Here is a 26,019-nt window from a genome sequence, read left to right as displayed (position 1 = left end):
GGGGTTCAGAGAATGCCCGGTCAGGGCGGAGCGCGGGGGCTGGATCTCCGGTTCAGCCTGATCGCAGCCGTTTGCCTGTGACGACATCGACTTGAGGTAGCGGTCACCTAACGCGGCCCCGGCGCATGAATGGTTGGTCATGACCACCATTGCGGCCGGACCGAGTGATCATCCGCGATCGGCCGTATTCCTCGGTGTATTCCAAGGACGGCACTGGTCAGATGTTCGTGAGCCCCTCGCCGCGTCTCCTCTAGTCAGCCGGGATGGCACCTGATCGGGGCAGACTCTTCACTGGCCCCGTCGACGCTCGGGGGATGATCTGCTCGAAGGCGCGCCCCCCTGTATCGTCCGCCTCACGCCCCTCGAGCTTCGCCAGCACGAGGTCAGCGATGAGCCGACCGAGTGCCGCCCCGTCGATGCGGATGCTCGAAAGGTGAGGGATGAAGAGGGACGCGAGGGGAGAATCATCGTGGCCGATCACCGAGAGGTCGCCCGGCACGTCCACCCCGGCAGCCATTGCCGCACCGATGACCATCGCCGCGATGTCGTCGTTGTAAGCGACGACCCCGGTGACACTTTCAGCAACCCAGCCGCGGACGAGCGCTTCGAGATCTTCTCTGGCAGCGGTCACGGGCGTTGGCGGCTCGCATGTCACTCCAAGCGCCGCTGCTGTTCGTTGCGCGGCCTCGCTTCGCTGACGGCTGAGATTGACAAGGCGGGGGTCAGGTGTCGTGGCGATCGCAATCCGGCGGTGTCCAAGATCGCTTAGGTGCTCGACCTGGAGGACCGGGCCGTGGCCTCCAGTGTCGCCGTCGTCGACAGCCGTCGCGTCGTTCGGGTCGGGGATGATCACGCGTATGCCCTGCTCGCGCATGGCCGCAACGTCTGCCTCTGCAAATGGCAGAAACCCAAACACCACGTCTGGGTCTAGCAGTTGCCATAGCGGGCGGGTCTTTCCCGTGGCGTGGGGCGTCCACGTGACTAGCGAGTACCCCGCCTCATCGAGGATGAGTGACGCCTCCTCGATGTAGTTGTGAACGCTGAAACCCTGGGGCCAGTCGGGCAGAATCAACAGGACGATGCGTGTCCGACCGCTCGCAAGGGCCTGGGCGGCCGCACGCGGGCGGTAGCCGAGGGCCCGCGCGGCGTCGAGAACCCGCTCGCGAGTCGCTGCCGAGATGGACTGCCCGGGGGTGTCGTTCAACACGTAGCCCACCGTGGCGCGGGAAACCCCAACGACGCGCGCGATATCGGCCGCGGTAGCGCGGCGCGTATGCGAACCCGTCGTCACGTCATCGCCTTCTTCGCGTGCATGTGCTCACTCTACTTGCGGGCGCAAGTTGTCCCCTGATAGATTCTTCCCGCTTGCACGCGCAAGTGACGCTGCTGAAACGTTTCAGCGCCGACCGCTATCCGACAATGGAGTCTCCACGATGAGCGCCCCCTCCGACCACAACTCAGCCACCGACGTTCCCATGCCGCATCCGGTTCCACCCGCTCCCGGTGCGGCGTCGGAGCTGATAACCGATCGCGACGCGGCAGCGGAACTACCGAAGGTCGGCGCGCGTTACATCTGGTTGATGACGCTCGCGCAGTTGGGCGTCTTCATGGCATTCATTACTCCCCTCGCGATCTCCCTGACGATCCGCGTGAACACGCTCGCCCCGGGGCACCCGGAATATCTCGGGTTCATCACAGGAGCCGGCGCACTTTTCGTCATGCTCACTTCGCCCTTCATGGGTATCTGGAGCGACCGCACGCGCACGCGGTTCGGCCGGCGACGCCCGTTCATGATCGGCGGCATGTTGGTCGGCGTGATCTCCCTCTTGGTTATGGCACTGGCGCCGAATGTGCTCATCGTCGGCTTCGGCTGGATCCTCGCGCAATGGGGATGGGGCACAACGCTGAGCAACCTCAACATCTCTCAAGCCGACCGACTCCCCGAGTCGCAGCGCGGCCGTGTGGCGGGGCTCAGCAGCTTCGCGACCCAGATAGCTCCTGTATTTGGCGTGGTGATCGCTCAGTTCTTCACCGGCGACCCGCTTCTGCTTTTCCTGGTTCCCGGCGCCTTCGGCGTGATCCTGGTCACGCTTTTCGTCGTGCTCGTTCACGAGGACGATAGCCGCGGCATACCTAAGGACCCGATGACGGTGACGCAGCTACTCTCCAAGTACATTTACAACCCACGCAAGCACCCAGACTTCTCCTGGAACTGGCTAGGCCGCTTCCTCTTCTACACAGGCATCACCCTCAGTACGACCTACACCGCGTTCTTCTTCGCAGACCGTATGGGCGTCCCCGTTGAGTCGGTCACCGGGGTCATCGCGTCCCTCAGCCTCGGCGGAATCCTCGCGGTTACGCTCGGGGCATTGGGCGGCGGCTTCCTCTCGGACCGCCTGCACCGCCGCCGGATCTTCGTGCTCGTCGGTGGGGTGATCATGGCGGCCGGCATGCTCACGCAGGGATTCGCCCCCGACCTCACCTTCCTCATCGTGGGCTCGCTGCTGGGATCGATCGGCTTGGGAATGTTCGCCGCGGTCGACCAGGCGCTCCTCCTCGACGTACTCCCCGAGCGTGAGAATAACGCGGGGCGCTTCATGGGCATCGTCGGGTTCGCAACTTCCATCCCGCAGTCCGTTGCACCTCTCGTGGCCTCCGGGATTCTGCTTGTCGGGGTCACCGGAGAAGCTCGGAACTACACGCTGCTCTACGTCATCGGCGCCGTCTGCGTCGTGGCCGCCGGAGCGATTGTGCTCCGCATCCGTTCGGTCCGCTAAGACCCTCGTTTCCGCCCCTGCAGCAGAGAGCTCCACAGAAATGACGACATCCCGACTCGGCGCCTTCATCACCCCGATGTCATCCACAGGGGCAGAGGGGGAGGCCGCCGCGTACCTCCGTCGCCCCTTCGCACTCACGTCACTGCCCAAGCGGGCAACCCTCCGAGCCACGGCCCTCGGCGTAATGGAGGCGCGACTGAACGGCACGGTCGTGGGCGACGAGGTCCTGGCACCAGGGTGGACCTCGTACCGTCACCGCCTCGTCGTGGCCGAGCACGATGTCACCGATGCGCTCGTGCTAGGCGAAAACGTCCTCGCTGCGATCGTCGGCGAAGGTTGGGCGTTGGGCCGCCTCGGGTGGGAGAACAAGCGCAATCACTACACCACGCGCCCCGCACTTTTCGCCGAGCTAGTTCTCGAGTATGGCGACCGCACCGAGATCATCGGGAGCGATGCGACATTCCGCGCCGGCACCGGTGGCACCAGGGACAACAGCATTTACGACGGCGAAACATTCGACGCTCGCCTGGAGCAGGCAGGGTGGGATGTCGCGGGTTTCGATGATTCGTCATGGGAGGGTGTCGAGGTGGTCGAGTGGCCGCTCGAGGCGCTCACCGACTCCCCCGCCGAGCCCATCCGCCGCGTCGAAATTCTTCCCCCCGTCGAAATCCTCACGACGCCCTCGGGCAAGACAGTCGTCGATTTCGGCCAGAACCTCTCGGGTCGCGTGCGCTTCACGGTCACCGCCGAGGCGGGAACCGTCATCACCCTCCGGCATGCAGAGGTCATGACCGGGGGCGAGATCGACGTCGAGACGCTGCGGACAGCGAAGGCGACCGATCGCTTCATCTCCGCCGGCGGCACCAGGACCTGGGAGCCGCGCTTCACCTTTCATGGCTTCCGGTACGTCGAACTCGACGGCTGGCCCGGAGAGGTCGACCCCACCACCATCTCCGCCGTCGTCACGCACTCCGACATGCGCCGTACCGGCTGGCTCGAGACGTCTGACCCGCTGCTGAACCAGCTGCACTCCAACGCGGTGTGGTCGATGCGCGACAACTTCGTGGGCGTCCCGACCGATTGCCCCCAACGTGATGAGCGGCTGGGCTGGACAGGCGACATCAATGCCTTCGCTCCCACCGCGGCGTTCCTCTATGACGTGCGGGGGGTGCTCCGCTCCTGGCTTCAGGACCTCGCCGTGGAGCAAAAGGCAACCGGATTCGTCCCGTGGGTCGTGCCCGATGTCCTCTCGACCCCGTCGTCTCCCACGGCACTGTGGAGCGACGTAGCGGTGAGTCTGCCGTGGGCGCTGTACCGGGAGTACGGCGACCGCGCGATCCTCGAGAACTCCTATGAATCGATGACATCCTTCATCCGTCAGGTCGAAGGTCTCCTCGACGGGGATGGACTGTGGAGCAGCGGTTTCCAGTACGGTGACTGGCTCGACCCCGATGCGCCTGACGACAACCCGGCCGGCGGCAAGACCGACCGTCACCTCGTCGCGTCCGCCTACCTGTGCAAGACGACGCGCGAGATGGCTGATACCGCGCGCGTTCTCGGTCATGATCAGGATGCTGCGGAGTTCGCCGCCCTCGCCGAGCGCGTGCGCGCCGCCTTCCGCCGCGAGTATGTGACCGAGAAAGGGCGCGTCGCCGGCGAGACCGTGACCGGGTACTCTCTAGCGATCGCTTTCGGCATCCTGGACGACGAGCAGCGCGCGCACGCGGGCGATCTCCTTGCCCGCCTTGTCGCGAAGGCCGGATACCGCATCTCGACAGGCTTCGCAGGCACGCCCCTGGTGACAGATGCCCTATCCAGCACCGGACACCTCGAGGAGGCCTACCTCCTGCTCATGGAGACCGGCTGCCCGTCGTTCCTCTACCCGGTCACAATGGGCGCGACCACCATCTGGGAGCGTTGGGACTCGGTGCGCCCTGACGGCACGATCAACCCCTCGGGAATGACGTCGCTCAACCATTACGCTCTCGGCGCCGTGGTCGATTGGATGCACCGGACGATCGGCGGGCTCTCTGCGCTCGAGCCGGGCTACACCCATATGCGGATCGCTCCCCAGGTCGGCGGCGGTCTCACCTCGGCGTCGCTTCGACACACGACTGTCGCCGGCGACGTGGAGGTGTCGTGGCAGCGCGACGGGCAGAGCATGACGCTCATCGCAATGGTTCCGGACGGCGCCACTGCCGAGGTCGTCCTCCCGTCGCACCCCGACGGAGAGACACACGAGGTGGGTGGCGGGACGCACCGCTGGACCTACGAGATTCCCGCGGCCGCGGGAGGCAGCTACGACCTCGATTCCACCCTCAAAGAAATCGCTGACGACCCCGCCGCGTGGCGGGAGTTCTTCGGTGCCTTTTCCGCCCATTTCCCCGGGGTACCCCTCGACGGAAACGCCCCGGAAGCGGCGTTCATGACCGTCAGCACCATGCTCGAGTACGTGCCCGGTGCGTCCGATGAGCTGCGTGACGACCTCGCCGCCGCCCTGGCTCGCGCCTCTGAAGGAGCATCCGCATGACCGTCGACGTCTCCCACCTCAGCCTTGAGCAGAAGGCTTCCTTGCTCTCCGGGCGCGACTTCTGGTCAACGAAGGAGATCGACGAGGCGGGCGTGCCCTCGATCGTGCTCACCGACGGACCGCACGGCATCCGTCGCCAGGCAGGCGATGCCGATCACCTAGGCATCCACGACAGCCTTCCCTCCACATGCTTCCCTCCAGCCGTCGCCATCGGGTCCAGCTGGGATCGGGAGCTCGCGCGCACCGTCGGTGCTGCAGTCGGCGATGAAGGTGCAGCGTTCGGCGTATCGGTCGTTCTCGGGCCGGGCATCAATATCAAGCGGTCGCCGCTATGTGGTCGCAACTTCGAGTACTACTCCGAAGACCCGCTGCTCTCTGGTGAGCTCGGTGCCGCCCACGTGCAAGGCCTCCAGGGCGCCGGACCGGGAGCCTCGGTCAAGCACTTCGCGGCGAACAATCAAGAGGCTGAGCGCATGCGCATCAGCGCCGACGTCGATGAGCGCACCCTCCGGGAAATCTACCTCCCTGCCTTCGAACGAGTCGTCCGCCAGGCGAAGCCGGCGACCGTCATGTGCTCGTACAACAAGGTCAACGGCGTCTACGCCTCGCACAACCCGTGGCTGCTCACCAAGGTCCTGCGCGACGACTGGGGCTTTGAGGGCGCGGTCGTGTCTGACTGGGGCGCTGTCAGCGACCGTGTCGAAGGTGTGCGCGCAGGTATGGACCTGGAGATGCCTGGCAGCCACGGTGCGACTGACGCGCAGATCGTCGCCGCGGTGCGCGATGGCCGCCTCGATGAGGCGCTCGTTGACGCATCCGCGCGGCGAGTCCTCAGGCTGACCGACCTCCCACACGACGCGACCGACGACCTCGACGTTGACGGTCACCATGCCGTCGCCCGAAGGGCCGCGGCGGACTCGGTGGTGCTGCTGAAAAACGACGGCGTCCTCCCCCTGGCGACCGGAGCAACGATCGCCGTCGTCGGCGCCTTCGCGACCGCACCGCGATATCAGGGCGGGGGCAGCTCGCATATCAACCCGACCCGTGTCGACACGGCCCTCGAAGAGATGCGCGCGCTCGGCGAGGCGCGGCACTCGCGGGTAACGGCGGCTCCTGGATTCTCTCTCGACGGCAACACTCCCGCCGGCCATGCCGAAGCGTTGCGCAGCGAGGCCGTTGAGGTCGCCGCCGCTGCCGACGTCGCGATCGTCTTTGCCGGGCTGAGCGACCGCGAGGAGTCAGAGGGCTTCGACCGCGAGACCCTGCTGTTACCAGAGGAGCAGGTGACGCTGATCCGCGCGGTCGCCGCGACCGGAACACCGACGATCGTCGTACTCTCGAATGGCGGAGTCGTCTCACTCGAAGGCTGGCACGACGACGTCGCCGCCATCGCAGAGGCATGGCTCCTGGGGCAGGCCGGTGGCGGCGCCATCGCCGACGTGCTCTTCGGCGTAGTGAACCCGTCAGGGCATCTCGCCGAGACGATCCCCCTCCGCTTGGAAGACAACCCGAGCTGGCTGAACTTCCCTGGCGAACAAGGGCATGTGCGGTACGGGGAGGGCGTTTTCGTCGGTTATCGCCATTACACCACCGCCGGGGTGCCCGTGCGATACCCCTTCGGGCACGGCCTGTCGTACACGACCTTCCGCACCGACGCCCTGGACGTCCAGGTCGAGGGTGACGACGCCGTGAGAGTCGGCGTGACCGTCGCCAATATCGGCGAGCGCACCGGCAAGCACGTCGTGCAGGTGTACGTCTCCACTTCGACAGGACCTGTCCGACGCCCCCTGCGCGAGCTGCGAGCGTTCGAGAAAGTGGTGCTCAAGCCCGGGGAGTCGCGTCGCGTCGACTTCCAACTAGACCGCCGCGCGTTCGCGTACTGGGACATCGAAGTGGGCGACTGGGTGGTCCCCGCCGGTGCGTACGCGGTGCAGGTGTGTGACAACGCGTCATCCGTCGTCGCGGAGGAGACGGTGACTCTCGCGGGCGACTCGCTGGTGCGCGAGCTCACGCTGGAGTCGACGGTCGGTGACTGGTTCGGGCACCCCATCGTTGGGCCCCAGCTCATGGCCGGGCTCACGGCATCCATGACCCCCGAGCAGGCGGAGCAGGCTCAGCAGAACCCGGACGGCTTGAAGATGGTCGAATCGATGCCGATGCAACAGTTCCTGGTCTTCACGAACGGCGCGATTCCGGTTGAGGCTCTGGAGCAGCTGATCGGGCTCAGCAAACGGCCCGCGCCGGCGGCATGACCGTGACGCAGACCCGCACCGTTCTTCTCACCGGAGCAACCGGAAATTGGGGGCGCGCGACCCTCCGTGCGTTTAGCGAGCGATCCGACATACGAGTCCGCGCCTTCGCTTTGCCCACGCGTGCCGACGACGCGGCTCTCGAGGAGTTCAAGGGAATGCCGAACCTGGAAACCGTACGTGGAGACCTCACGCGGTTCACCGACGTGCGGTCGGCAATCAAAGACGTCGATGTCGTCCTCCACGTCGGGGCCGTCGTTTCGCCATTCGCGGACGAGCGGCCCGAGCTCGCGCGTCGGGTGAATATCGGCGCGATGCAGAACCTCATCCGCTCGGTGAAGGAACTGCCCAATCCTGGAGCCGTCGCAATCGTCGGAGTCGGCTCGGTCGCCGAAACCGGCGACCGCCAGGCGCCTGTGCACTGGGGACGCGTCGGCGACCCGCTGCGGGTGTCCCAGTTCGACGAGTACGGTCAGACCAAGATCATCGCAGAGCGCCTCCTCATCGACTCTGGACTGCCGAGATGGGCTTGGCTGCGCCAGACCGGCATCTTCCACCCCGGCATGCTCGAGATCCGCGACCCGATCATGACGCATTCGCCCTTTGCGGGCGTCATGGAGTGGGCGACCGCGGAGGATTCCGCGCGGCTGCTTGTGGGCGCGGCATGTGTCGACGTTCCCGACGAGTTCTGGGGCGGGATCTACAACATCGGCGGCGGCGAGCAGTGGCGGCTCACTAACTGGCAGCTGCAGAACCTCATCGCCGAGGCTTTGGGTGTACGCGACATCCGCCGGTGGTACGACCGCAACTGGTTCGCGCTGAAGAACTTCCACGGCCAGTGGTACACCGACAGCGATCGACTCAATGACCTCATCCCATTCCGTCAAGACACCGTGACCGATGCGCTAGACCGTGCAATCGCGGCGGTCCCCGCGTCGGTCCGCTTGGCGGGAAAGGTGCCGCCGTGGATCGTGAAGAATCTCGTGATGCGCCCGATCACGCTCAAGCCCCGCGGCACCATGGCGGCGGTGCGAGCCAACCAGGCTGACGAAATAGCGGCGTCATTCGGTTCGCGGGAGGCGTGGGAGGAGATCGGCGATTGGAGCACTTTCACAGCGCCCGAACCGTCGCGCGTTCCCCGCCTACTCGATCACGGTTACGACGAAGAGAAGGACCCCGCACAGTGGTCGCTCGAGGATTACGCCGGCGCCGCGCGATTTCGAGGCGGCGAGTTGCTCAGCACGGAGGTGGGCTCGGTGGCGACGCCGTTGGTCTGGCGTTGCGCTCTCGAGCATGTCTTCGCAGGTAGCCCTCGGCTGATCCTCGCAGCGGGACACTGGTGCCCCGCTTGCGTTCGTGACCCAGCGGGGTATGCGCAGCAAGCCCAAGCGAATCGGCATCTTGCTCAAGTTGAGTCACCGTCCCCGGCGCTCGCACACGCTCCCTGGCAGTCCTAGACATCGCCCGAGTGTTCGCGCACTCGCACTGGACGCCGTTCTCCGCCGCGTCATCCCGCAGACCGGCTCGGGTGCTGACCTCGACGGGCTCCGACGCGCCGACGACACCCCGGCCCCCGCCGCGAGCCGCGGACCGAGCAATAGTCGAGATGAACGGGCGGTGGGCGCTAATGAGTGCAGCCCAGTGCTTTACGGCTGGGCGAAGATGGACGAGGCGATGCGAGCAGCGGTAAGAGACCCGATCGCCGGCACAACAGAGTTCGACGCGACTCGAAGGGCTCACCGTCTGGTGTTCAAAGCTCCCATAATCCGGGGCAATCCTCCCAAGTAGCGGATGCCAGAGAACCCTGCCTCGTACACTCGTACACTCCCCGAATCGGACTAGTGGGTACTCACTAAAGCCCCTGGATCGTTACTCTTCGAAGCGGCGGAAGTCGTCCCTGTGGATCGCAGCACCATTCTCATCGAAGACGACGTGGGCCACGTGTCGGCTGAGTGCTATCGCGCAGCCCACCGCGACCGCGATCGACCGTACGGGGTATTCACCGTTCATCACCTCGCCACCCTCGATCCGGTTGCGCCAGCTGCCCGCCTGCCAAAATGTTTCGACATCTCCCTGGGTCATCACACTCCCTTCGATACGGAGGTCATATCGGAGGCTCCGCAACCCGCAACGCCCCTTGCGCATCGACCGGACTGCGTTCCCGCCAGGTTTCGGGCGCGATCGGTGACGGTGCGCGCCGTAGCCCAAGTGCCTCGATACCCTCTCGTCTCGCCCGCCAACGAGCGAACGGGCTGAGCGCCGATGTACGGCCAGGAGTTGCCCGTCGGATCAGTAGACTGCCTCGCGCGAAAGCCGAGCGTGCTCGCCAAGCAGTCGTGCTGCTTTGATCAACGCGAACTTGGGTGTGTACAAAGTGGCAAGCGTCGGAGTCGACGCCTTTCGGATCATTTGGGGTGATTCATGAGCGCTTCTTCTTACGCTGAACGCGCCTTCTATCCGCCAGTCATACGGCAGCTTGGGGGGCCGCAACGTCCAGTCTTGGACGCGCTGGCGTCGCTCGCTCGCTACATCCCGGCGGAAGGATTAGCGCTTTACATCGCCGTGGCCGCGTTTGCCGGAGATGCCCTGTGGCTGGTTGTCGTAGGCCTGGTAGCCGCCGCGGCGTTGACCTCCCTTACAATCGTGCTCACTTGGCTCGACGCTCGAGCGGTCCTGGCTGACGCGGAGCGACCTGGCGCGGGTCGTCTGCTTCTGACCCTGGTCGTCATCGTGGCTGCGCTTCTGATCTACGTCTCGGCTCTCGCAGATAATCCGATCACGTCGGGGCTGCCAGGTGGAACGACAGCAGGCGGAGTCGCGGTCCTGATAGCGGCTGCATTTCTATCGATCTTGGGCCCTCGGCTGGGCCTCGAACGGGCGCAGTAACAGGCCGAGCGGCAACCCCTACTGGTGCAGCGCCACAGCGTCAGCGGCGACTCCTGTAGCGCCTGGGAGACCTTCGACTACCGTCGCCCCGGCGGTGTAGAGGTGGCGCCTCCGGTCGCTTTGGGTCAGCCCGATCCGGCATTGATTCAGAGCAGACGCGCCAGGAGCCTCTCTCCGTCGTCGCTGTGCACCCTGAGTCACTACGAACGCGCTCACTTCACTACGTTCGTGGAGCGCCCGCGTCATCACCTGGGTGGGTCAGAACCGTGATTGATAGGCGCGAACGAGCGCTCGGCCGTAATCGTTCCCGTTCGGCGTGCGAACAAGCGATCAGCTGCCGGAGTGTCTTCTCGTCGATGCCTGTCTTCTGGTCAACACCCCTCACCCCTCGCCCCTCCATCGCAGAGATCAGATTCACGACGATTAATCGAGCGACCTCGACGTCGTCAGAGGAAGCCGGCGCCTGCGGCCACCCATCGGTGTTTTCTGCGGGGAAGCCTCGCTTCCGAGGCCTCCCCGCAGACGATCCCAGTGTTTCCATGGCTCAACTACTCGAAAAGGATCAAGTGAGCTGACGAGAGATCACCTTGACTTGGAAAAGCTCAGGTTCGCTGACGCCCGATACCTACTCAGAAGTCCCAGTCGTCGTCCTCGGTCGCGACCGCCTTGCCGATGACGTACGAGGAGCCCGACCCACTGAAGAAGTCGTGGTTCTCGTCGGCGTTGGGCGACAGGGCCGACAGGATCGCGGGGTTCACGTTGGTGACCGTCGCGGGGAACATCGCCTCGTAGCCGAGGTTCATCAGGGCCTTGTTGGCGTTGTAGTGCAGGAACTTCTTGACGTCCTCGGTCTGGCCGATGCCGTCGTAGAGGTCCTGCGTGTACTGCACCTCGTTGTCGTAGAGCTCGTAGAGCAGCGAGAACGTGTAGTCCTTCAGCTCGTCGCGCTCGGCCTGGCCGAGCGTCTCGAGTCCGCGCTGGAACTTGTAGCCGATGTAGTACCCGTGCACGGCCTCGTCACGGATGATGAGGCGGATGATGTCGGCCGTGTTCGTCAGCTTCGCCTTCGACGACCAGTACAGCGGCAGGTAGAACCCCGAGTAGAAGAGGAACGACTCGAGCAGAGTCGAGGCGACCTTGCGCTTGAGCGGCTCGTCGCCACGGTAGTAGTCCATGACGATGCGGGCCTTCTTCTGAAGGTTCTCGTTCTCCACCGACCAGCGGAATGCGTCGTCGATCTCGGGCGTCGAGGCGAGCGTCGAGAAGATCGACGAGTAGCTCTTCGCGTGCACCGACTCCATGAACGCGATGTTCGTGTAGACGGCCTCCTCGTGCGGCGTGATCGCGTCGGGAATGAGCGAGACGGCACCGACGGTGCCCTGGATGGTGTCGAGCAGCGTCAGCCCGGTGAACACACGCATCGTGGTCTGCTGCTCCTCGGGGGTGAGCGTCGCCCACGACTGGATGTCGTTGGACAGCGGCACCTTCTCGGGCAGCCAGAAGTTGTTCACGAGGCGGTTCCACACCTCGAGGTCCTTGTCGTCCTGGATGCGGTTCCAGTTGATCGCCTGGACCGAGCCGAGGAGCTTCAGGGGTTCGGGGGTCATGTCTTCTTCCTCTATCGAGTCTCGGCCGGTCAGAGCATGCAGGAGACGCACTCGGTCATGTCGGTGCCCTCGAGCGCCATCTGACGGAGGCGGATGTAGTAGATCGTCTTGATGCCCTTGCGCCAGGCGTAGATCTGGGCCTTGTTGATGTCACGCGTGGTGGCGGAGTCCTTGAAGAACAGCGTCAGCGACAGACCCTGGTCGACGTGCTGGGTCGCGGCGGCGTAGGTGTCGATGACCTTCTCGTAGCCGATCTCGTACGCGTCCTCGTAGTACTCGAGGTTGTCGTTCGTCATGAACGGCGCCGGGTAGTAGACGCGGCCGATCTTGCCTTCCTTGCGGATCTCGATCTTCGACGCGATCGGGTGGATCGAGCTCGTCGAGTTGTTGATGTACGAGATCGAACCGGTCGGCGGGACCGCCTGCAGGTTCTGGTTGTAGATGCCGTGCTCCTGGATCGATGCCTTCAGCGCGAGCCAGTCCTCCTGCGTCGGGATGCGGATGCCCTCGAAGAGCTCCTCGACACGCGCCGTCGCCGGCTTCCACTCCTGCTCGGTGTACTTGTCGAAGAACTCGCCGGTCGCGTACTTCGAGTCCCAGAAGCCGTCGAAGACCTGACCGCGCTCGATGGCGATCTTGTTCGAGGCCTGCAGCGCGTGGAACAGCACCGTGTAGAAGTAGATGTTCGTGAAGTCGACACCCTCCTCCGAGCCGTAGCGGACGTGCTCGCGGGCGAGGTAGCCGTGCAGGTTCATCTGGCCGAGGCCGATGGCGTGCGACTTGTCGTTGCCGTCCTCGATGGAACGGACCGAGCGGATGTGGCTCTGGTCGCTCACGGCGCTGAGGGCGCGGATGCTGGTCTCCACCGTCCCGGCGAGGTCACGGCCGTCCATCGCGAGGGCGATGTTCATCGAGCCGAGGTTGCAGGAGATGTCCTTGCCGATCTGGTCGTACGAGAGGTCCTCGTTGAACGTCGTCGGCGTGTTGACCTGCAGAATCTCGGAGCAGAGGTTGGACATGTTGATCCGGCCCTTGATCGGGTTGGCCTTGTTCACCGTGTCCTCGAACATGATGTACGGGTAGCCCGACTCGAACTGGATCTCGGCGAGGGTCTGGAAGAACTCGCGCGCCTTGATCTTCGTCTTCTTGATGCGCGCATCGTCGACCATCTCGCGGTACTTCTCGGTGACCGAGATGTCGCCGAAGGGCACGCCGTAGACCCGCTCCACGTCGTAGGGCGAGAAGAGGTACATGTCCTCGTCGTTCTTGGCGAGCTCGAACGTGATGTCGGGGACGACGACACCCAGCGACAGCGTCTTGATGCGGATCTTCTCGTCCGCGTTCTCGCGCTTGGTGTCGAGGAATTTCATGATGTCGGGGTGGTGCGCCGAGAGGTACACGGCACCGGCGCCCTGGCGCGCCCCGAGCTGGTTCGCGTAGCTGAAGCTGTCTTCGAGCAGCTTCATGACGGGGATGATGCCCGAGGACTGGTTCTCGATCTGCTTGATCGGGGCGCCTGCCTCGCGGATGTTCGAGAGCAGCAGGGCGACGCCGCCGCCGCGCTTGGACAGCTGCAGCGCGGAGTTGATGCCGCGGGCGATCGACTCCATGTTGTCCTCGATGCGCAGGAGGAAGCAGGAGACGAGCTCGCCGCGCTGCGCCTTGCCGGCGTTGAGGAAGGTGGGCGTCGCGGGCTGGAACCGACCCGAGAGGATCTCGTCGACGAGCTTGGTGGCGAGCTCCTGGTCACCTGCGGCGAGGGCGAGGGCAGTCATGACGACGCGGTCCTCGAAGCGCTCGAGGTAGCGCTTGCCGTCGAAGGTCTTGAGCGTGTAGCTCGTGTAGTACTTGAACGCGCCGAGGAACGTGTCGAAGCGGAACTTCTGCGCGTAGGCGTGGTCGTTCAGCCACTGGATGAACTCGAAGGGGTACGCGTCGATGACGGCGCCCTCGTAGTACTCCTTCTCGACCAGGTAGTCGAGCTTCTCCTTCAGCGAGTGGAAGAAGACGGTGTTCTGGTTCACGTGCTGCAGGAAGTACTCCCGCGCCGCACGCTTGTCGGCGTCGAACTGGATCTTCCCGTCCGCACCGTAGAGGTTCAGCATCGCGTTCAGGGCGTGGTAGTCCATGCCCTCGAAGCGTGCCTCCGTCTTGAAGGCCATATCGGTCACTGCAGCTTCCACCAGTCTTCCAATCCGCCGCTCACGCGGTCGACGTCCTCGGGCGTGCCGAATACTTCCAGCCGGTACAAGTGCGGCACCTGACACTTGCGGCTGATGATGTCTCCGGCCAGGCAGAACGCCTCGCCGAAATTGCTGTTGCCTGCGGAGATGACTCCGCGGAGCAGGCTCCGGTTGCCCTCGTCGTTGAGGAAGCGGATGACCTGCTTGGGGACCGCGCCCTTCTCCTCTCCTCGGCCCTGGCCGCCCCCGTAGGTGGGGGTGACCAGGACGTACGGCTCATCGACGTGGAGCACGGGGTCGGAGGAGTGGAGTGGGATGCGGCGAGCCGGCATCCCGAGCTTCTCGATGAAACGCGCCGTGTTGCCCGACACGCTCGAGAAGTAGACGAGCAGCGGCACGTTCGTCATGACGGCCGCGCTCATCGGTCAGACCAGGCGGGCGGCGAGCTCGTCGATCTTGTCGGGACGGAAGCCCGACCAGTGGTCCTCGTCGGTCACGACGACGGGGGCCTGCAGGTAGCCGAGCGACTTGACGTGCTCGAGCGCGGCCGGGTCCTCGGAGAGGTCGAGGACCTCGTAGTCGATGCCCTTGGAGTCCAGCGCGCGGTACGTCGCATTGCACTGCACGCAGGACGGCTTCGTGTACACAGTGATCGCCATTCGTCGAACCTCTCTCGTCCTCCGGATCCCGTCGCGCGGGGTCCTCGTCGTGTGAAATCAGGGGGTGAATCCGTTGGCCGGAAGGCTGGGAGCCCGCCGGGAGCTCAATACTACATATGGGTACCGACACCGGGAAGCACCACAAGGGGTAGTAGTTACATCCGTGTAGTTTTTCCGCCGTCCTCCACAGGTACAACACAAGTTGTCCACCGTTTCATCCCCAATCCGGTACATCCGGAACGGGATCGAAAAGGCCAGGATTCCGGCCGAAATCCGCTCGGGCTCGGACGGTTGTCCACAGGTCGCACGCTAGAGCGGGCCACCGACATCGGATTCCGACACCGGTCGGCGTGTCGGGCGTGTCGCGGCGTGTCGCCGCCCCGGGCGGGCCCGTCGGGCGACGGTGCCGGCCGGTACGATGGAGCAGTGGCGGGATACTCGGAGCTCCTGCGCGTCCCGGGTGTCGCGCGCATCATCGCGGCACAGTTGACGGCACGCTTCCCGAGCGGGATGACGAGCCTCGCCGTCCTCCTCCACGTCGAGCAGTCGACGGGCTCCTACGGCGCCGCCGGCATCGTGCTCGCGGCGGTGTCGATCGGTCAGGCGATCTCGGGACCGGTGACGAGCCGGTGGATGGGGATCTGGGGCATGCGCCGCGTCCTCACCCTGACCGCCGCCGTCTGCGCCGCCGCCGTCTTCGCCCTCGCGCTCAATCCGTTCGGCATGCCGGGGTTCATCGTGTTCGGCTTCATCGCCGGCATCGCGAATCCACCCGTGCAGCCGGCCGTCCGCACGATCTACCCGAAGATCGTCACGTCCCGTCAGCTCACCCCTCTGTTCTCGCTGGACGCGAGCCTGCAGGAGATCATCTGGATCTTCGCGCCCGTCGTCATCACCCTCGTCGCCACCCAGGTGGGCACTGTGCCGGCGCTCCTGCTGATCGTCGTCATCCTCATCGGCGGGTGCGCGTGGTTCATCGCCTCCCCCGAGGTGGGACGCGTCCGCATCCCCCGCAGTCGTCGCGGCTTCGGGCGGGTCCTGGGCAAGCCCGTCGTGCTGCTGTCGACCGTCACGGGCTTCCTGCTCGTCGGGGCGTGCGCGGCGGTCGAGGCGGGCGTCGTCGCGACGTTCGGCCACGGTGGCCTCGAAGCAGGTCTGGTCCTCGCCGTCTTCGCGGTCGGAAGCCTCGCGGGCGGCCTCGGTTTCGGGCACATCCCGATCGGCCGCTGGGCGATGGCGCGGCGCCTCACGATCGTCGCCGTCGGCGTCACCCTCGTCATCGTCAGCCTCAACGCCTGGTGGATGGGAGCCTCGCTCTTCGTCGCCGGTCTCGGCATCGCACCGGCGCTCGCCGTGATGTTCGCCATCACGAGCGCGAGCGTCCGCTTCAGCGAGACGGCCGAGGCCTACGGCTGGATCGGCACCGGCCAGCTCATCGGCGCCGCCGCGGGGTCCGCCGTCGCCGGGTTCCTCATCGACGGCATGGGCTCGGTCGGCGCGTTCCTCGCCGCGTCGGCGTTCGCCTTCGCCGGGGCTCTCGTCGCCGCGGTGTTCGTGCGGGGCTTCCCCGACCTCCGCGGCCGCGACGCGAGTCCCATCCCCGACACCGAACCGGTCCCCCTCATCACCTGAGCGGGATCAGCGCGTCCGTCCGAGCAGGAACAGCACCGCCATGCCGTAGGCGTCGGCGGGTTCGGGATGCCGGAAGCGGTGGGGCGCGGCATCCACCTCGATCTCCACCTCGTGCGTGTCGGGCAGGCGACGAAGTGCGCGGAAGGTGCCGCGCAGCAGCTCGCGCAGCTGCGCCTCGGACGGCAGCCACAGCGCATCCTCGAGGGCGACGGAGTCGAGCGCCCATTCCGTCGTGCCGTTGAAGGCGAGCAGGTCGCCGGTCGGATAGCTGCGCGCCTCGACGGTCATCTCGCTGACCGTGTAGACATCGGCCTCGAACTCCGGCTCGTCGAGCTGGAACCGATCGCCGGAACGGGGGCGCCAGATCAGGCCACTCGCGCGCAGCTCGCGTGCCAAGTCGGTGGAGATCATCACCCCATCCTGGCCCGGCTCGGCCGGGCGGGGTCCGTCCTAGGCTGGGAGCATGCCGTCACCCGTCACGCTCCCCCGCCTCGGCTGGGGCGATGTCCGCGCGCCACGGCGCGCCCTGCTCGTCCACGGACTGGGGTCGAACGGCGCGCTCATGTGGCGCTACGGGGTCGCACTCGCCGACGCCGGCTGGCGCGCGGAGGCCGTCGATCTCCGGGGACACGGGACGGCGCCTCGTGGACTGGACTACTCGATCGCCGCCTTCGCGACCGACCTCGTCCACACCGTGCCGGCGGGTGACGAGCCGTGGGACCTCGTCCTCGGCCACTCGCTCGGCGGTGCCGCCTCCACGGTCGCAGCAGCCGACACCCCCGCGTGGACCCGGCACCTCGTCCTCGTCGACCCCGCGATCCACCTCGCCGACGCCGATCGCGACGTCGTCCGCGCGAGCCAGGAGCAGGCCTTCGCCGACACCTCCGTCGCCGCCGTGCGCGCGGCGCACCCGGAGTGGCTCGAGCTGGACATCGAGCTCAAGGCGGTCGCCGCCGCACAGGCGAGCCGGTGGGCCGTCGAACAGACGAGCGACCAGAACACGACATGGGACGTGCGGCAGGCGGCATCCCGTCTCACCGTCCCGACCCACGTCATCGGCGGAGATCCGGCCGTCTACTCGATCTTCACGGGCGCCCTCGCCGACGAGGTCCTGCAGAACCCCGTCGTGACGATGCGCGTCGTCCCGGGCACCGGGCACTCGCCGCACCGCGACGATCCGGATGCCGCCGCGGCGGCGCTTCTCCACGCGATCCGCGGATGGGGCCTCGACGCATGACGTTCGATCCCACGGTGCACCTGCCCGACGATCTGCTCGAGCGCATCCGCTCGCGCGCGGCGGCCGTCGATGCCGAGAACGTCTTCCCCGACGAGGACCTGGCCGAGCTCCGCGCGGCCGGTTACCTCGCGATCCTCGTGCCCACCGAGCTCGGCGGCGCCGGCCTCGGGCTGCGCGAGGCATCCATCATGCAGCAGCGGCTCGCGGGGGCGGCGCCGGCGACCGCGCTCGCGATCAACATGCACCTGGTGTGGACCGGTGTCGCGAAGGTGATGGCGGACCGCGGCGACGACGCTCTGCACTTCCTGCAGGAGGGCGCCGCCCGGGGCGAGGTGTTCGCCTTCGGCATCAGCGAAGCCGGCAACGACCTCGTTCTGTTCGCAAGCGACACGGATGCCGTGCCTCAGCCCGACGGCTCGTACGCCTTCACAGGGACCAAGATCTTCACCTCGCTCGCGCCGGTGTGGACGCATCTGGGGCTCCATGGCCTCGACTCCTCCGACCCGACCGACCCGCGCCTCGTCTTCGCATTCATTCCCCGCAGCGATGCCGTCGTCACACGGGACGACTGGAACACGCTGGGGATGCGGGGCACCCAGTCCCGCACGACGGAGCTGCATGGGGCGATCGCCCCGGCGGACCGCATCGTGCGCCGGCTGCCCGTCGGGCCGAGCCCCGACCCGCTCGTGTTCGGCATCTTCAGCGCGTTCGAGATCCTGCTCGCCTCGGTCTACACCGGCATCGCCCGCCGTGCGCTGGACCTGGCCGTCGAGACGGCCCGCTCGCGCACGTCGAAGAAGACGGGCCGCAGCTACAGCCAGGACCCCGACATCCGGTGGCGCGTCGCCGACATGGCCCTCGCCTATGACGCCCTGCCGGTGCAGGTCGAATCGCTCGCCGTCGACGTCGATACCGTCGCCGACCACGGTGCGATGTGGTTCCCGAAGCTGTCGGCGATCAAGCACCGCGCCGCGGTGACGGCGAAGCAGGTCGTCGATGAGGCCATGCTCGTCGCCGGCGGGTCCTCCTTCTTCACCCGGAACGAGCTCAGCAGGCTCTACCGCGACGTGCTCGCCGGCCTGTTCCACCCGTCGGACCCGGAGTCGGTGCACAGCGCCCTCGCGAACGCGTGGCTGGGCCCGGTCGAGCCGTGAGTCGCCCCGGCGCCTGAGGGCCGCCGTGGCAGGATGGCCGAATGGCCCGCATCCCGTACGGCTCGCTGAGCACCGCTGATCAGCAGCGGTATCGCGGGCTCCGCACCATGAAGGCGGTCGCGCTCGGCGCGCTGCTGTTCATGGCGATCGTCTTCGTCATCGCATTCATCCTCGAGAAGGACGTCTCGGGGTGGGGATATGTGCGCGCGGCGGCCGAGGGCGGCATGGTCGGCGCGCTCGCCGACTGGTTCGCGGTGACGGCGCTGTTCCGGCATCCGCTCGGGATAAAGATCCCGCACACCGCGATCATCCCGCGGCGCAAGGACGAGATCGGGCGCACCCTCGGAGAGTTCGTCGAGACGAACTTCCTCGAAGGCGGCGTCGTCCGCCAGAAGCTCGAATCCACGCACATCGCCCGCACCGCGGGCACCTGGCTGCAGGACCCCGCCCACGCCGAGACCGTCGCGGCCGAGGCGTCGACGATGGCCACCGGCATCCTCACCGCCCTCAGCGACGACGAGGTGCAGGACCTCATCAGCGACCTCGCCCACGAGCACCTGCTGTCGCCGTCGTGGGGTCCCTCGCTCGGAACGTGGCTGTCGCGGGTGGTGGACGCCGACGCTCACCGCGGTGCCGTCGACCTGGGTGTCGACAGCATCGCCCGCTGGCTGGACGCGAACCGCGAGGCGTTCGACGGGCTCGTCTCGCGTCGCCTGCCGTCCTGGGTGCCGTCGGTCGCGATGCGACTCGTCGACGACACCGTCTATCACGAGGCGACGAAGTTCGTCGCGGCCGTGCAGCGCGACCCGGAGCACCCGGCGCGGAAGGCGCTCGATCAGTACCTCGAACGGCTGGCCGACAACCTGCAGCACGACCCCGAGACGATCGGCCGGCTCGAGGGGGCGAAGAGCGCCGTCTTCGACAGCCCGCGCGTGCGCGCCCTCGCCGCCGACGCGTGGAACACCGCGAAGGCGGGCCTGCTGCGCTCCCTCGCCGACCAGGACAGCCCGCTCCGACGCCGCGTGACCGCCGCGCTCGGGGACCTCGGCGACCGACTCGCGACCGACACCGCCCTGCAGGAGCGCGTCGACAAGCGCATCGCGGATGCCGCCGTCTTCCTCGTCGACCGCTACCGCCACGACATCGCCTCGATCATCACCGACACCGTCGAGCGCTGGGACGCCGACGAGACGAGTCAGAAGATCGAGCTGCAGGTCGGTCGCGACCTGCAGTACATCCGCCTCAACGGCACGATCGTCGGCGCCCTGGCGGGCCTCGCGATCTTCACCGTCGCCCACCTGCTGCTGCCCTGAGATGGCGCTCTCCGTCGATCCTCTCTGGCCCCGTGCCGGCGACTGGCCGTCGCCGGAGGGACGAGCGGATGCCGTGCTCCTCGGCCTGCCCGCCTTCCGCACATCGCTCTCGCCGACGGGCGCTCATGCGACGCCGGCCGCCGTGCGCGAGGCGCTGCGCCGGTTCAGCCCGACCCTGCTCGGTCCTCCCCCCATCGACCTGGCCGCCGCGCTCCGGATCGCGGATGCCGGCGACGTCGACGATCCCGACGGCCCCGAGGGCGAGGCTCGGGTGCGTGAACGCGTCTGCGCCCTCCGGGACCAGTCCGACCTCGTGATCGCGCTCGGCGGCGACAATTCCGTGACCTATGCGACCGCGCAGGGTGCGGATGTCGCGGGTCTCATCACCCTCGACGCGCATTTCGATCTGCGCGACGGGGTGTCCAACGGCTCCCCCGTCCGCCGACTGGTCGACGATGGACTCGACCCGCGGCGGATCGTGCAGATCGGCATCGCGGACTTCGCCAACTCGGTCGCCTATGCCCAGCGGGCCGCCGACCTCGGCATCACGGTCATCACCCTCGACGAGGTGCGCCGCCGTGGCGCCGAGGACGTCATGATCCAAGCTCTCGCCATCGCGGGATCGGCGGGCGACGTGCACCTCGACATCGACGTCGACGTGTGCGACCGCGCCGTCGCGCCGGGGTGCCCGGCATCCGTCCCCGGCGGGCTCGAGGCGTGGGAGCTGCGGGCCCTCGTCCGTGCGGCGACCGGGGATCGACGGGTCGTGAGTGCGGACGTCGTCGAAGTCGACGCGACGGCGGATGCGGCGGATGGCCGCACCGTCCGTCTCGCAGCGCTCTGCGTCCTGGAACTGCTCGCCGGAAGGGCCCTCGCATGATCACCCTCATCCTCGTCCGCCACGCCAAGAGCGACTGGGGCACCGGTCGAGATGACCACGAACGTCCGCTCAACGACCGCGGCCGCCGGGACGCCCCCGCGATGGCGCGCCGCCTCGCCGCGACGGATGTGCGGCCCGCCCGCATCCTGTCGTCCACCGCCGTGCGCGCACGGACGACGGCGCAGGCGTTCGCCGACGCCCTCGGTATCTCCGTCGAGACGGATGAGACGCTGTACGGCGCACCGGGCGCGAAGCTCCTCGCGGCCGCAGCCTCGAGCGGTGTGTCGGACGTCGTGGTCGTCGCCCACGATCCCGGGATGACGGTGCTGGCCGAGCGGCTGTCCGACGGGGGCATCGGTGCGATGCCGACCTGCGCTGTCGCGACCTTCGTCTGGGACACCGACGACTGGGACGTCGCGACCGCGACCCCGCCGGCACGCTGGAACCTGGACACCCCGCGGGACGTCAGCGAGGGCTGAGCACCTCGCCGCCGCGGTACACGCGGTGCACGAGCGGGACACCCGGCCGGTAGGCCAGGTGGCGCCGGCTCGGCGCATCGAGCACGACCAGGTCGGCGCGCGCTCCCGGTCCCAGGTGCCCGACGTCGTCGCGGCGCAGTGCGCGCGCTCCACCGGCGGTCGCCGCCCACACGGCTTCGCCGACCGTCATCCCCATCTCACGGACCGCCAGCGCGACCATGAGCGGCATCGAGCTCGTGAAGGACGAGCCGGGATTGCAGTCGCTCGCGAGGGCCACCGTGACACCCGCGTCGATCAGCCGACGCGCGTCGGGGTACGGCTGGCGCGTCGAGAACTCGACGCCCGGGAGCAGCGTCGCGACCGTGTCCGATGCCGCCAGCGCCACGATGTCGGCATCCGTCAGATGGGTGCAGTGGTCGACGGATGCCGCGCCCATTCGGACCGCGAGCTGCACACCCGGGCCCTCGCCGAGCTGGTTGCCGTGCACGCGGACGCCGAGGCCGGCCTCCGCCCCGGCACGGAGGATGCGCTCACTCTCTGCCTCGGTGAAGGCACCCCGCTCGCAGAACACGTCCACCCAGCGCACGTGCGGTCGGACGGCGTCGAGCATGCGGTCGCACACGAGATCGACGTACGCCGCGTGGTCGGTCCCCTCAGGAACGACATGCGCGCCGAGGTACGTGACCTCGTCGGTCACCTCCGCGGCCAGGCGAGCGAGACGCGCCTCACCGCGGGGCGTCAGGTCGTAGCCCGTCTTGACCTCGAACGTCGTGGTCCCCTGCGCGTGCAGTTCGGCCACGAGCGCGGCCAGGCGGGCGCGGAGCTCGTCGTCGGTGGCTGCTCTCGTCGCCGAGACCGTGCGCCGGATGCCGCCCGCGGCATACGGCACACCGGTCATCCGCGCCTCGAACTCGTCAGCACGATCGCCGGCGAACACGAGATGCGTGTGACTGTCCACGAACCCCGGGATCACCGCCCGCCCGCCGAGGTCGATGACCTCGACCTCTGACCGCGAGACAGCAGCCGAAGCCCGAGACGTCGACGACAGACCACTGTCTCGGGCTGCCGCTGCTGTCTCGGCGTCAGCGGCCGCCCCCACCCACGCGACGCGGCCCGCGTCGATGAGCAGCGCGGCGTCCTCGATGGTCGCGGTGGGGGCCGCGGCATCCGCGTTCGTCGTCAGCTCGGCGATGCCGGTGAACAGGGTCGCCATCACGCGTCCAGCATCGGGACGGTCAGGCCGCGCTCGCGGGCGACCTCCTTCGCGCGGTCGTAGCCGGCGTCGACGTGGCGCATGACACCGGTGCCGGGGTCGTTGACGAGGACCCGGGCGAGCTTCTCGGCGGCGAGGGCGGAGCCGTCGGCGACCGTGACCTGACCGGCGTGGATCGAGCGACCGATGCCGACGCCGCCGCCGTGGTGAATCGACACCCACGCGGCGCCCGACGCGGTGTTCAGAAGGGCGTTCAGCAGCGGCCAGTCGGCGATCGCGTCGGAGCCGTCTGCCATCGCCTCCGTCTCCCGGTAGGGGCTCGCGACGGATCCCGCGTCGAGGTGATCGCGCCCGATGACGATCGGCCCCGACAGTTCGCCCGACGCGACCATCTCGTTGAACCTCAGCCCGGCGAGGTGGCGTTCCTGGTAGCCCAGCCAGCAGATGCGCGCGGGAAGCCCCTCGAAATGCACCTTCTCGCCCGCCTTCTCGAGCCAGCGGTGGAGCGCCGCGTCCTCGGGGAAGAGCTCGGCGACGGCGCGGTCGGTCTTGGCGATGTCCTCGGGATCCCCCGAGAGGGCGACCCAGCGGAACGGGCCCTTGCCCTCCGCGAAGAGCGGTCGGATGTACGCGGGGACGAATCCGGGGAAGGCGAACGCGCGGGTGTACCCGCCCAGCTCGGCTTCGCGGCGGATCGAGTTGCCGTAGTCGAAGACCGCGGCCCCGGCGTCCTGGAAGCCGACCATCGCCTCCACGTGGCGGGCCATAGACGCGCGGGAACGCTCGGTGAAGCCGTCGGGGTCGGCGGACGCCTCGGCCTTCCAGCCCTCGAAGGCGACGCCCGACGGCAGGTAGGCGAGGGGATCGTGCGCGCTCGTCTGGTCGGTGACGACATCGATCGGGATGCCGCGGCGCAGAAGCTCGGGGAACACCTCGGCCGCGTTCCCGACTACGCCGATCGAACGCGCCTCACCTGCCGCCTTCGCCGCGAGTGCCCGCTCGACGGCCTTGTCGAGGTCGGCGGTCTGCTCGTCGAGGTAGCCGTGCAGGACGCGGCGGCGCAAGCGCGACTCGTCCACATCGACGACGAGGACCGCTCCCCCGTTCATCGTGACCGCGAGCGGCTGCGCGCCGCCCATGCCGCCCGCGCCGCCCGTGAGGGTGAGGGTGCCGGCGAGCGAGTCACGGCCGAGCGAACGGGCGACGGCGGCGAATGTCTCGTAGGTGCCCTGCAGGATGCCCTGCGTGCCGATGTAGATCCACGACCCCGCCGTCATCTGCCCGTACATCGTGAGGCCGAGGTGCTGGAGGCGGCGGAACTCCGGCCACGTCGCCCAGTCGCCGACGAGGTTCGAGTTCGCGATGAGCACCCGCGGCGCCCACTCGTGGGTGCGGAAGACGCCCACCGGCTTGCCGGACTGGACGAGCAGCGTCTCATCGGGCTCGAGCTCGTCGAGGGTGCGGACAATCGCGTCGTATGCCTCCCACGAGCGGGCGGCCTTGCCTGTCCCCCCGTAGACGACCAGGTCCTCGGGGTGCTCGGCGACCTCGGGGTCGAGATTGTTCATCAGCATCCGTTTGGCGGCCTCGGCGCCCCAGCTCTTCGCTGTCTTGGTGGCGCCGCGCGCCGCGCGGACGGTGCGCGTGGTCGTGTCGGTCATGCGTGATCTCCTTCGATCGTTGCGAACGCGGTGCGGGCGATGTCGCCCGAGACGACGAGCTGCGTGGCGGCCTCGAGGTCGGGGGCGACGAAGCGGTCGGGCCCCGGCCCCTCGACGACCGAGCGGACGAGCTCGCGCACGGCGCCGGTGACGGGCGCGGGCTGCAACGGCGCGCGCAGGTCGAGGGCGCGGCATCCGGTCACGACCTCGATGGCGAGCACGCGCGCGAGTCCGTCGATCGCGCGGCGCAGCTTGCGCGCTGCCGCCCACCCCATCGAGACGTGATCCTCCTGCATCGCCGACGAGGGGATGGAGTCGACGGATGCCGGCACCGCGAGCCGCTTGAGCTCCGAGACGATCCCCGCCGCGGCGTACTGGGCGATCATCAGGCCGCTGTCGACACCGACCTCGTCGGCGAGGAACGGCGGCAGCCCGTTGCTGCGGGTGCGGTCGAGCGCCCGATCGGTGCGGCGCTCCGAGATCGAGGCGACGTCGGCGACGGCGATCGCGAGGAAGTCGAGGACGTACGCGACGGGTGCGCCGTGGAAGTTGCCGTTCGACTCGACGCGTCCGTCGGGCGTGACGACCGGGTTGTCGACGGCGGCGGCGAGCTCCCGCTCCGCCACGGTGCGGGCGTGGTCCAGGGTGTCGCGCGCGGCCCCATGCACCTGCGGCGAGCAGCGCAGCGAATAGGCGTCCTGCACGCGGGTGCAGACGGCGGGGTCCCGGTGGCTCGCGACGATCGGTGAATCGGCGAGCGCGTGGCGGAGGTTCGCCGCCGAGACCGCCTGACCCGACTGCGGGCGGAGCGCCATGAGGTCGGCCGCGAAGACGGCATCCGTCCCCAACTGGCTCTCGACCGACAGAGCGGCGGCGAGGTCGGCTGTCGCCAGGAGGGTGTCGAGGTCGGCGAGGGCGAGCGACAGCATCCCGAGCATGCCGTCGGTGCCGTTGATGAGGGCGAGCCCCTCCTTCTCCTCGAGGACGAGGGGACGGATGCCGGCGGCCGCCAGCGCCTCGGCGGCGTCGAGTCTCGTGCCGTCCGCCGCGCGGACCGGCCCCTCGCCGAGCGCGGCCAGGGCGATGTGCGAGAGCGGGGCGAGATCGCCCGAGCAGCCGAGCGAGCCGTACTCGTGCACGATCGGGGTGATGCCGGCGTTGAGCATCGCCGCGTACGTCAGGGCGACGACCGGGCGGACCCCGGTGCGTCCGGTCGCGAGGGTCTGCAGGCGAAGCAGCTGAAGCGCGCGGACGACCTCGCGCTCGACCTCCGGTCCGGTTCCGGCGGCATGCGAGCGGATGAGGCTCGCCTGCAGCTGCCGGCGCCGATCGGGGGCGATGAACGTCGTCGCGAGAGCGCCGAAACCGGTCGAGATGCCGTAATGCGGGTGCGGGTCGTCTGCGAGGCGCTCGATGAGGGCGCGGGTCTCCGCGGTGCGGGCGAGCGCGGCGTCCGAGAGGGCGACGCGTGCGTCGTGGCGAGCGACGCTGACGACCTCGGCGGGGGTGAGCGGGGCATCGCCGAGGGTGACGGTGGTGAGGACGGCGGAGGCGGGCAT

General features: G+C 67.8%; 20 protein-coding genes. 10 read left to right on the top strand and 10 right to left on the bottom strand.

Annotated elements, in window-relative coordinates; all coding sequences use genetic code 11:
- Positions 1-250 precede the first annotated feature (250 nt).
- Positions 251-1,291, bottom strand: coding sequence for a LacI family DNA-binding transcriptional regulator (locus tag AB0259_RS02600; protein WP_366220801.1), 1,041 nt, complete (start codon positions 1,289-1,291; stop codon positions 251-253).
- A gap of 142 nt (positions 1,292-1,433) precedes the next feature.
- Here AB0259_RS02600 and AB0259_RS02595 point away from each other — a divergent pair, with 142 nt between their 5' ends.
- Genes AB0259_RS02595 through AB0259_RS02580 form a run of 4 tightly spaced genes read left to right on the top strand, consistent with a single transcriptional unit; the run spans position 1,434 to position 9,013 of the window.
- Entirely contained in the window at positions 1,434-2,777 is a 1,344-nt protein-coding gene (locus tag AB0259_RS02595; protein WP_366220803.1) for an MFS transporter, read from the top strand.
- 40 nt (positions 2,778-2,817) lie between these two features.
- Positions 2,818-5,307, top strand: coding sequence for a family 78 glycoside hydrolase catalytic domain (locus AB0259_RS02590; RefSeq protein WP_366235760.1), 2,490 nt, complete (start codon positions 2,818-2,820; stop codon positions 5,305-5,307).
- A complete protein-coding gene (locus tag AB0259_RS02585; protein ID WP_366220806.1) occupies positions 5,304-7,559 on the top strand; it encodes a glycoside hydrolase family 3 C-terminal domain-containing protein in 2,256 nt (751 codons plus the stop codon). Before AB0259_RS02590 ends, AB0259_RS02585 begins: the two co-directional genes overlap by 4 nt.
- Entirely contained in the window at positions 7,556-9,013 is a 1,458-nt protein-coding gene (locus AB0259_RS02580; protein WP_366220808.1) for an NAD(P)-dependent oxidoreductase, read from the top strand. The genes AB0259_RS02585 and AB0259_RS02580 overlap by 4 nt, the downstream gene beginning before the upstream one ends.
- 412 nt (positions 9,014-9,425) lie before the next feature.
- On the opposite strand, the gene AB0259_RS02575 is transcribed toward AB0259_RS02580, so the two are convergent.
- The 5 genes from AB0259_RS02575 to nrdH all read right to left on the bottom strand — a co-directional run bounded on the left by AB0259_RS02575 (position 9,426) and on the right by nrdH (position 14,891).
- Positions 9,426-9,638: a hypothetical protein gene (locus AB0259_RS02575; protein ID WP_366220809.1), complete on the bottom strand. Its 213-nt coding sequence runs from the start codon at positions 9,636-9,638 to the stop codon at positions 9,426-9,428.
- 1,433 nt (positions 9,639-11,071) lie between these two features.
- Entirely contained in the window at positions 11,072-12,049 is a 978-nt protein-coding gene (gene nrdF / locus AB0259_RS02570; RefSeq protein WP_064001665.1) for a class 1b ribonucleoside-diphosphate reductase subunit beta, read from the bottom strand.
- A 29-nt stretch (positions 12,050-12,078) separates the two neighbouring features.
- Positions 12,079-14,211, bottom strand: coding sequence for a class 1b ribonucleoside-diphosphate reductase subunit alpha (gene nrdE, locus AB0259_RS02565; protein WP_366221401.1), 2,133 nt, complete (start codon positions 14,209-14,211; stop codon positions 12,079-12,081).
- Between the two features lie 5 nt (positions 14,212-14,216).
- A complete protein-coding gene (nrdI, locus tag AB0259_RS02560) occupies positions 14,217-14,654 on the bottom strand; it encodes a class Ib ribonucleoside-diphosphate reductase assembly flavoprotein NrdI (protein WP_251579802.1) in 438 nt (145 codons plus the stop codon).
- A 3-nt stretch (positions 14,655-14,657) separates the two neighbouring features.
- Entirely contained in the window at positions 14,658-14,891 is a 234-nt protein-coding gene (gene nrdH / locus AB0259_RS02555) for a glutaredoxin-like protein NrdH (RefSeq protein WP_251579792.1), read from the bottom strand.
- A 426-nt stretch (positions 14,892-15,317) separates the two neighbouring features.
- Between nrdH and AB0259_RS02550 the strand changes: the two genes are divergently transcribed.
- Entirely contained in the window at positions 15,318-16,523 is a 1,206-nt protein-coding gene (locus tag AB0259_RS02550) for an MFS transporter (RefSeq protein ID WP_251579790.1), read from the top strand.
- A gap of 6 nt (positions 16,524-16,529) precedes the next feature.
- Here AB0259_RS02550 and AB0259_RS02545 read toward each other — a convergent pair whose 3' ends face one another.
- Entirely contained in the window at positions 16,530-16,934 is a 405-nt protein-coding gene (locus AB0259_RS02545; protein ID WP_251579788.1) for a pilus assembly protein CpaE, read from the bottom strand.
- Positions 16,935-16,986: 52 nt separating this feature from the next.
- Between AB0259_RS02545 and AB0259_RS02540 the strand changes: the two genes are divergently transcribed.
- The 5 genes from AB0259_RS02540 to AB0259_RS02520 are packed head-to-tail and all read left to right on the top strand — an operon-like array spanning position 16,987 to position 21,586.
- The gene (locus tag AB0259_RS02540) at positions 16,987-17,760 is read left to right on the top strand and encodes an alpha/beta hydrolase (protein ID WP_366220812.1); all 774 of its coding nucleotides are present in this window, start codon (positions 16,987-16,989) and stop codon (positions 17,758-17,760) included.
- On the top strand, positions 17,757-18,914 hold the full coding sequence (locus AB0259_RS02535) for an acyl-CoA dehydrogenase family protein (RefSeq protein ID WP_366220814.1): 1,158 nt from the start codon (positions 17,757-17,759) through the stop codon (positions 18,912-18,914). Before AB0259_RS02540 ends, AB0259_RS02535 begins: the two co-directional genes overlap by 4 nt.
- A gap of 41 nt (positions 18,915-18,955) precedes the next feature.
- Positions 18,956-20,227 carry a DUF445 domain-containing protein gene (locus tag AB0259_RS02530; RefSeq protein ID WP_366220816.1) on the top strand — a complete coding sequence of 424 codons (1,272 nt, stop codon included), beginning with the start codon at positions 18,956-18,958 and terminating at the stop codon, positions 20,225-20,227.
- Position 20,228: 1 nt separating this feature from the next.
- The gene (locus tag AB0259_RS02525) at positions 20,229-21,107 is read left to right on the top strand and encodes an arginase family protein (protein ID WP_366220818.1); all 879 of its coding nucleotides are present in this window, start codon (positions 20,229-20,231) and stop codon (positions 21,105-21,107) included.
- Positions 21,104-21,586 (top strand): histidine phosphatase family protein, encoded by a 483-nt coding sequence (locus AB0259_RS02520; protein ID WP_366220819.1) that lies wholly within the window; start codon positions 21,104-21,106, stop codon positions 21,584-21,586. Before AB0259_RS02525 ends, AB0259_RS02520 begins: the two co-directional genes overlap by 4 nt.
- On the opposite strand, the gene hutI is transcribed toward AB0259_RS02520, so the two are convergent.
- From hutI to hutH, 3 genes are read right to left on the bottom strand one after another with little or no spacing between them, the layout of a single operon-like run.
- Positions 21,573-22,799, bottom strand: a complete 1,227-nt coding sequence (gene hutI, locus AB0259_RS02515; protein WP_366221402.1) for an imidazolonepropionase — start codon at positions 22,797-22,799, stop codon at positions 21,573-21,575. The genes AB0259_RS02520 and hutI overlap by 14 nt on opposite strands.
- Positions 22,799-24,460 (bottom strand): urocanate hydratase, encoded by a 1,662-nt coding sequence (gene hutU, locus AB0259_RS02510; RefSeq protein WP_366220821.1) that lies wholly within the window; start codon positions 24,458-24,460, stop codon positions 22,799-22,801. The genes hutI and hutU overlap by 1 nt, the downstream gene beginning before the upstream one ends.
- Positions 24,457-26,019: a histidine ammonia-lyase gene (hutH, locus tag AB0259_RS02505; protein WP_366220822.1), complete on the bottom strand. Its 1,563-nt coding sequence runs from the start codon at positions 26,017-26,019 to the stop codon at positions 24,457-24,459. The genes hutU and hutH overlap by 4 nt, the downstream gene beginning before the upstream one ends.

Origin of the sequence: Microbacterium sp. NPDC080005, assembly GCF_040702445.1 — a bacterium.
In the GTDB taxonomy this organism is placed as follows: domain Bacteria; phylum Actinomycetota; class Actinomycetes; order Actinomycetales; family Microbacteriaceae; genus Microbacterium; species Microbacterium oleivorans_D.
This window is presented reverse-complemented; position numbering and strand designations above follow the sequence as displayed.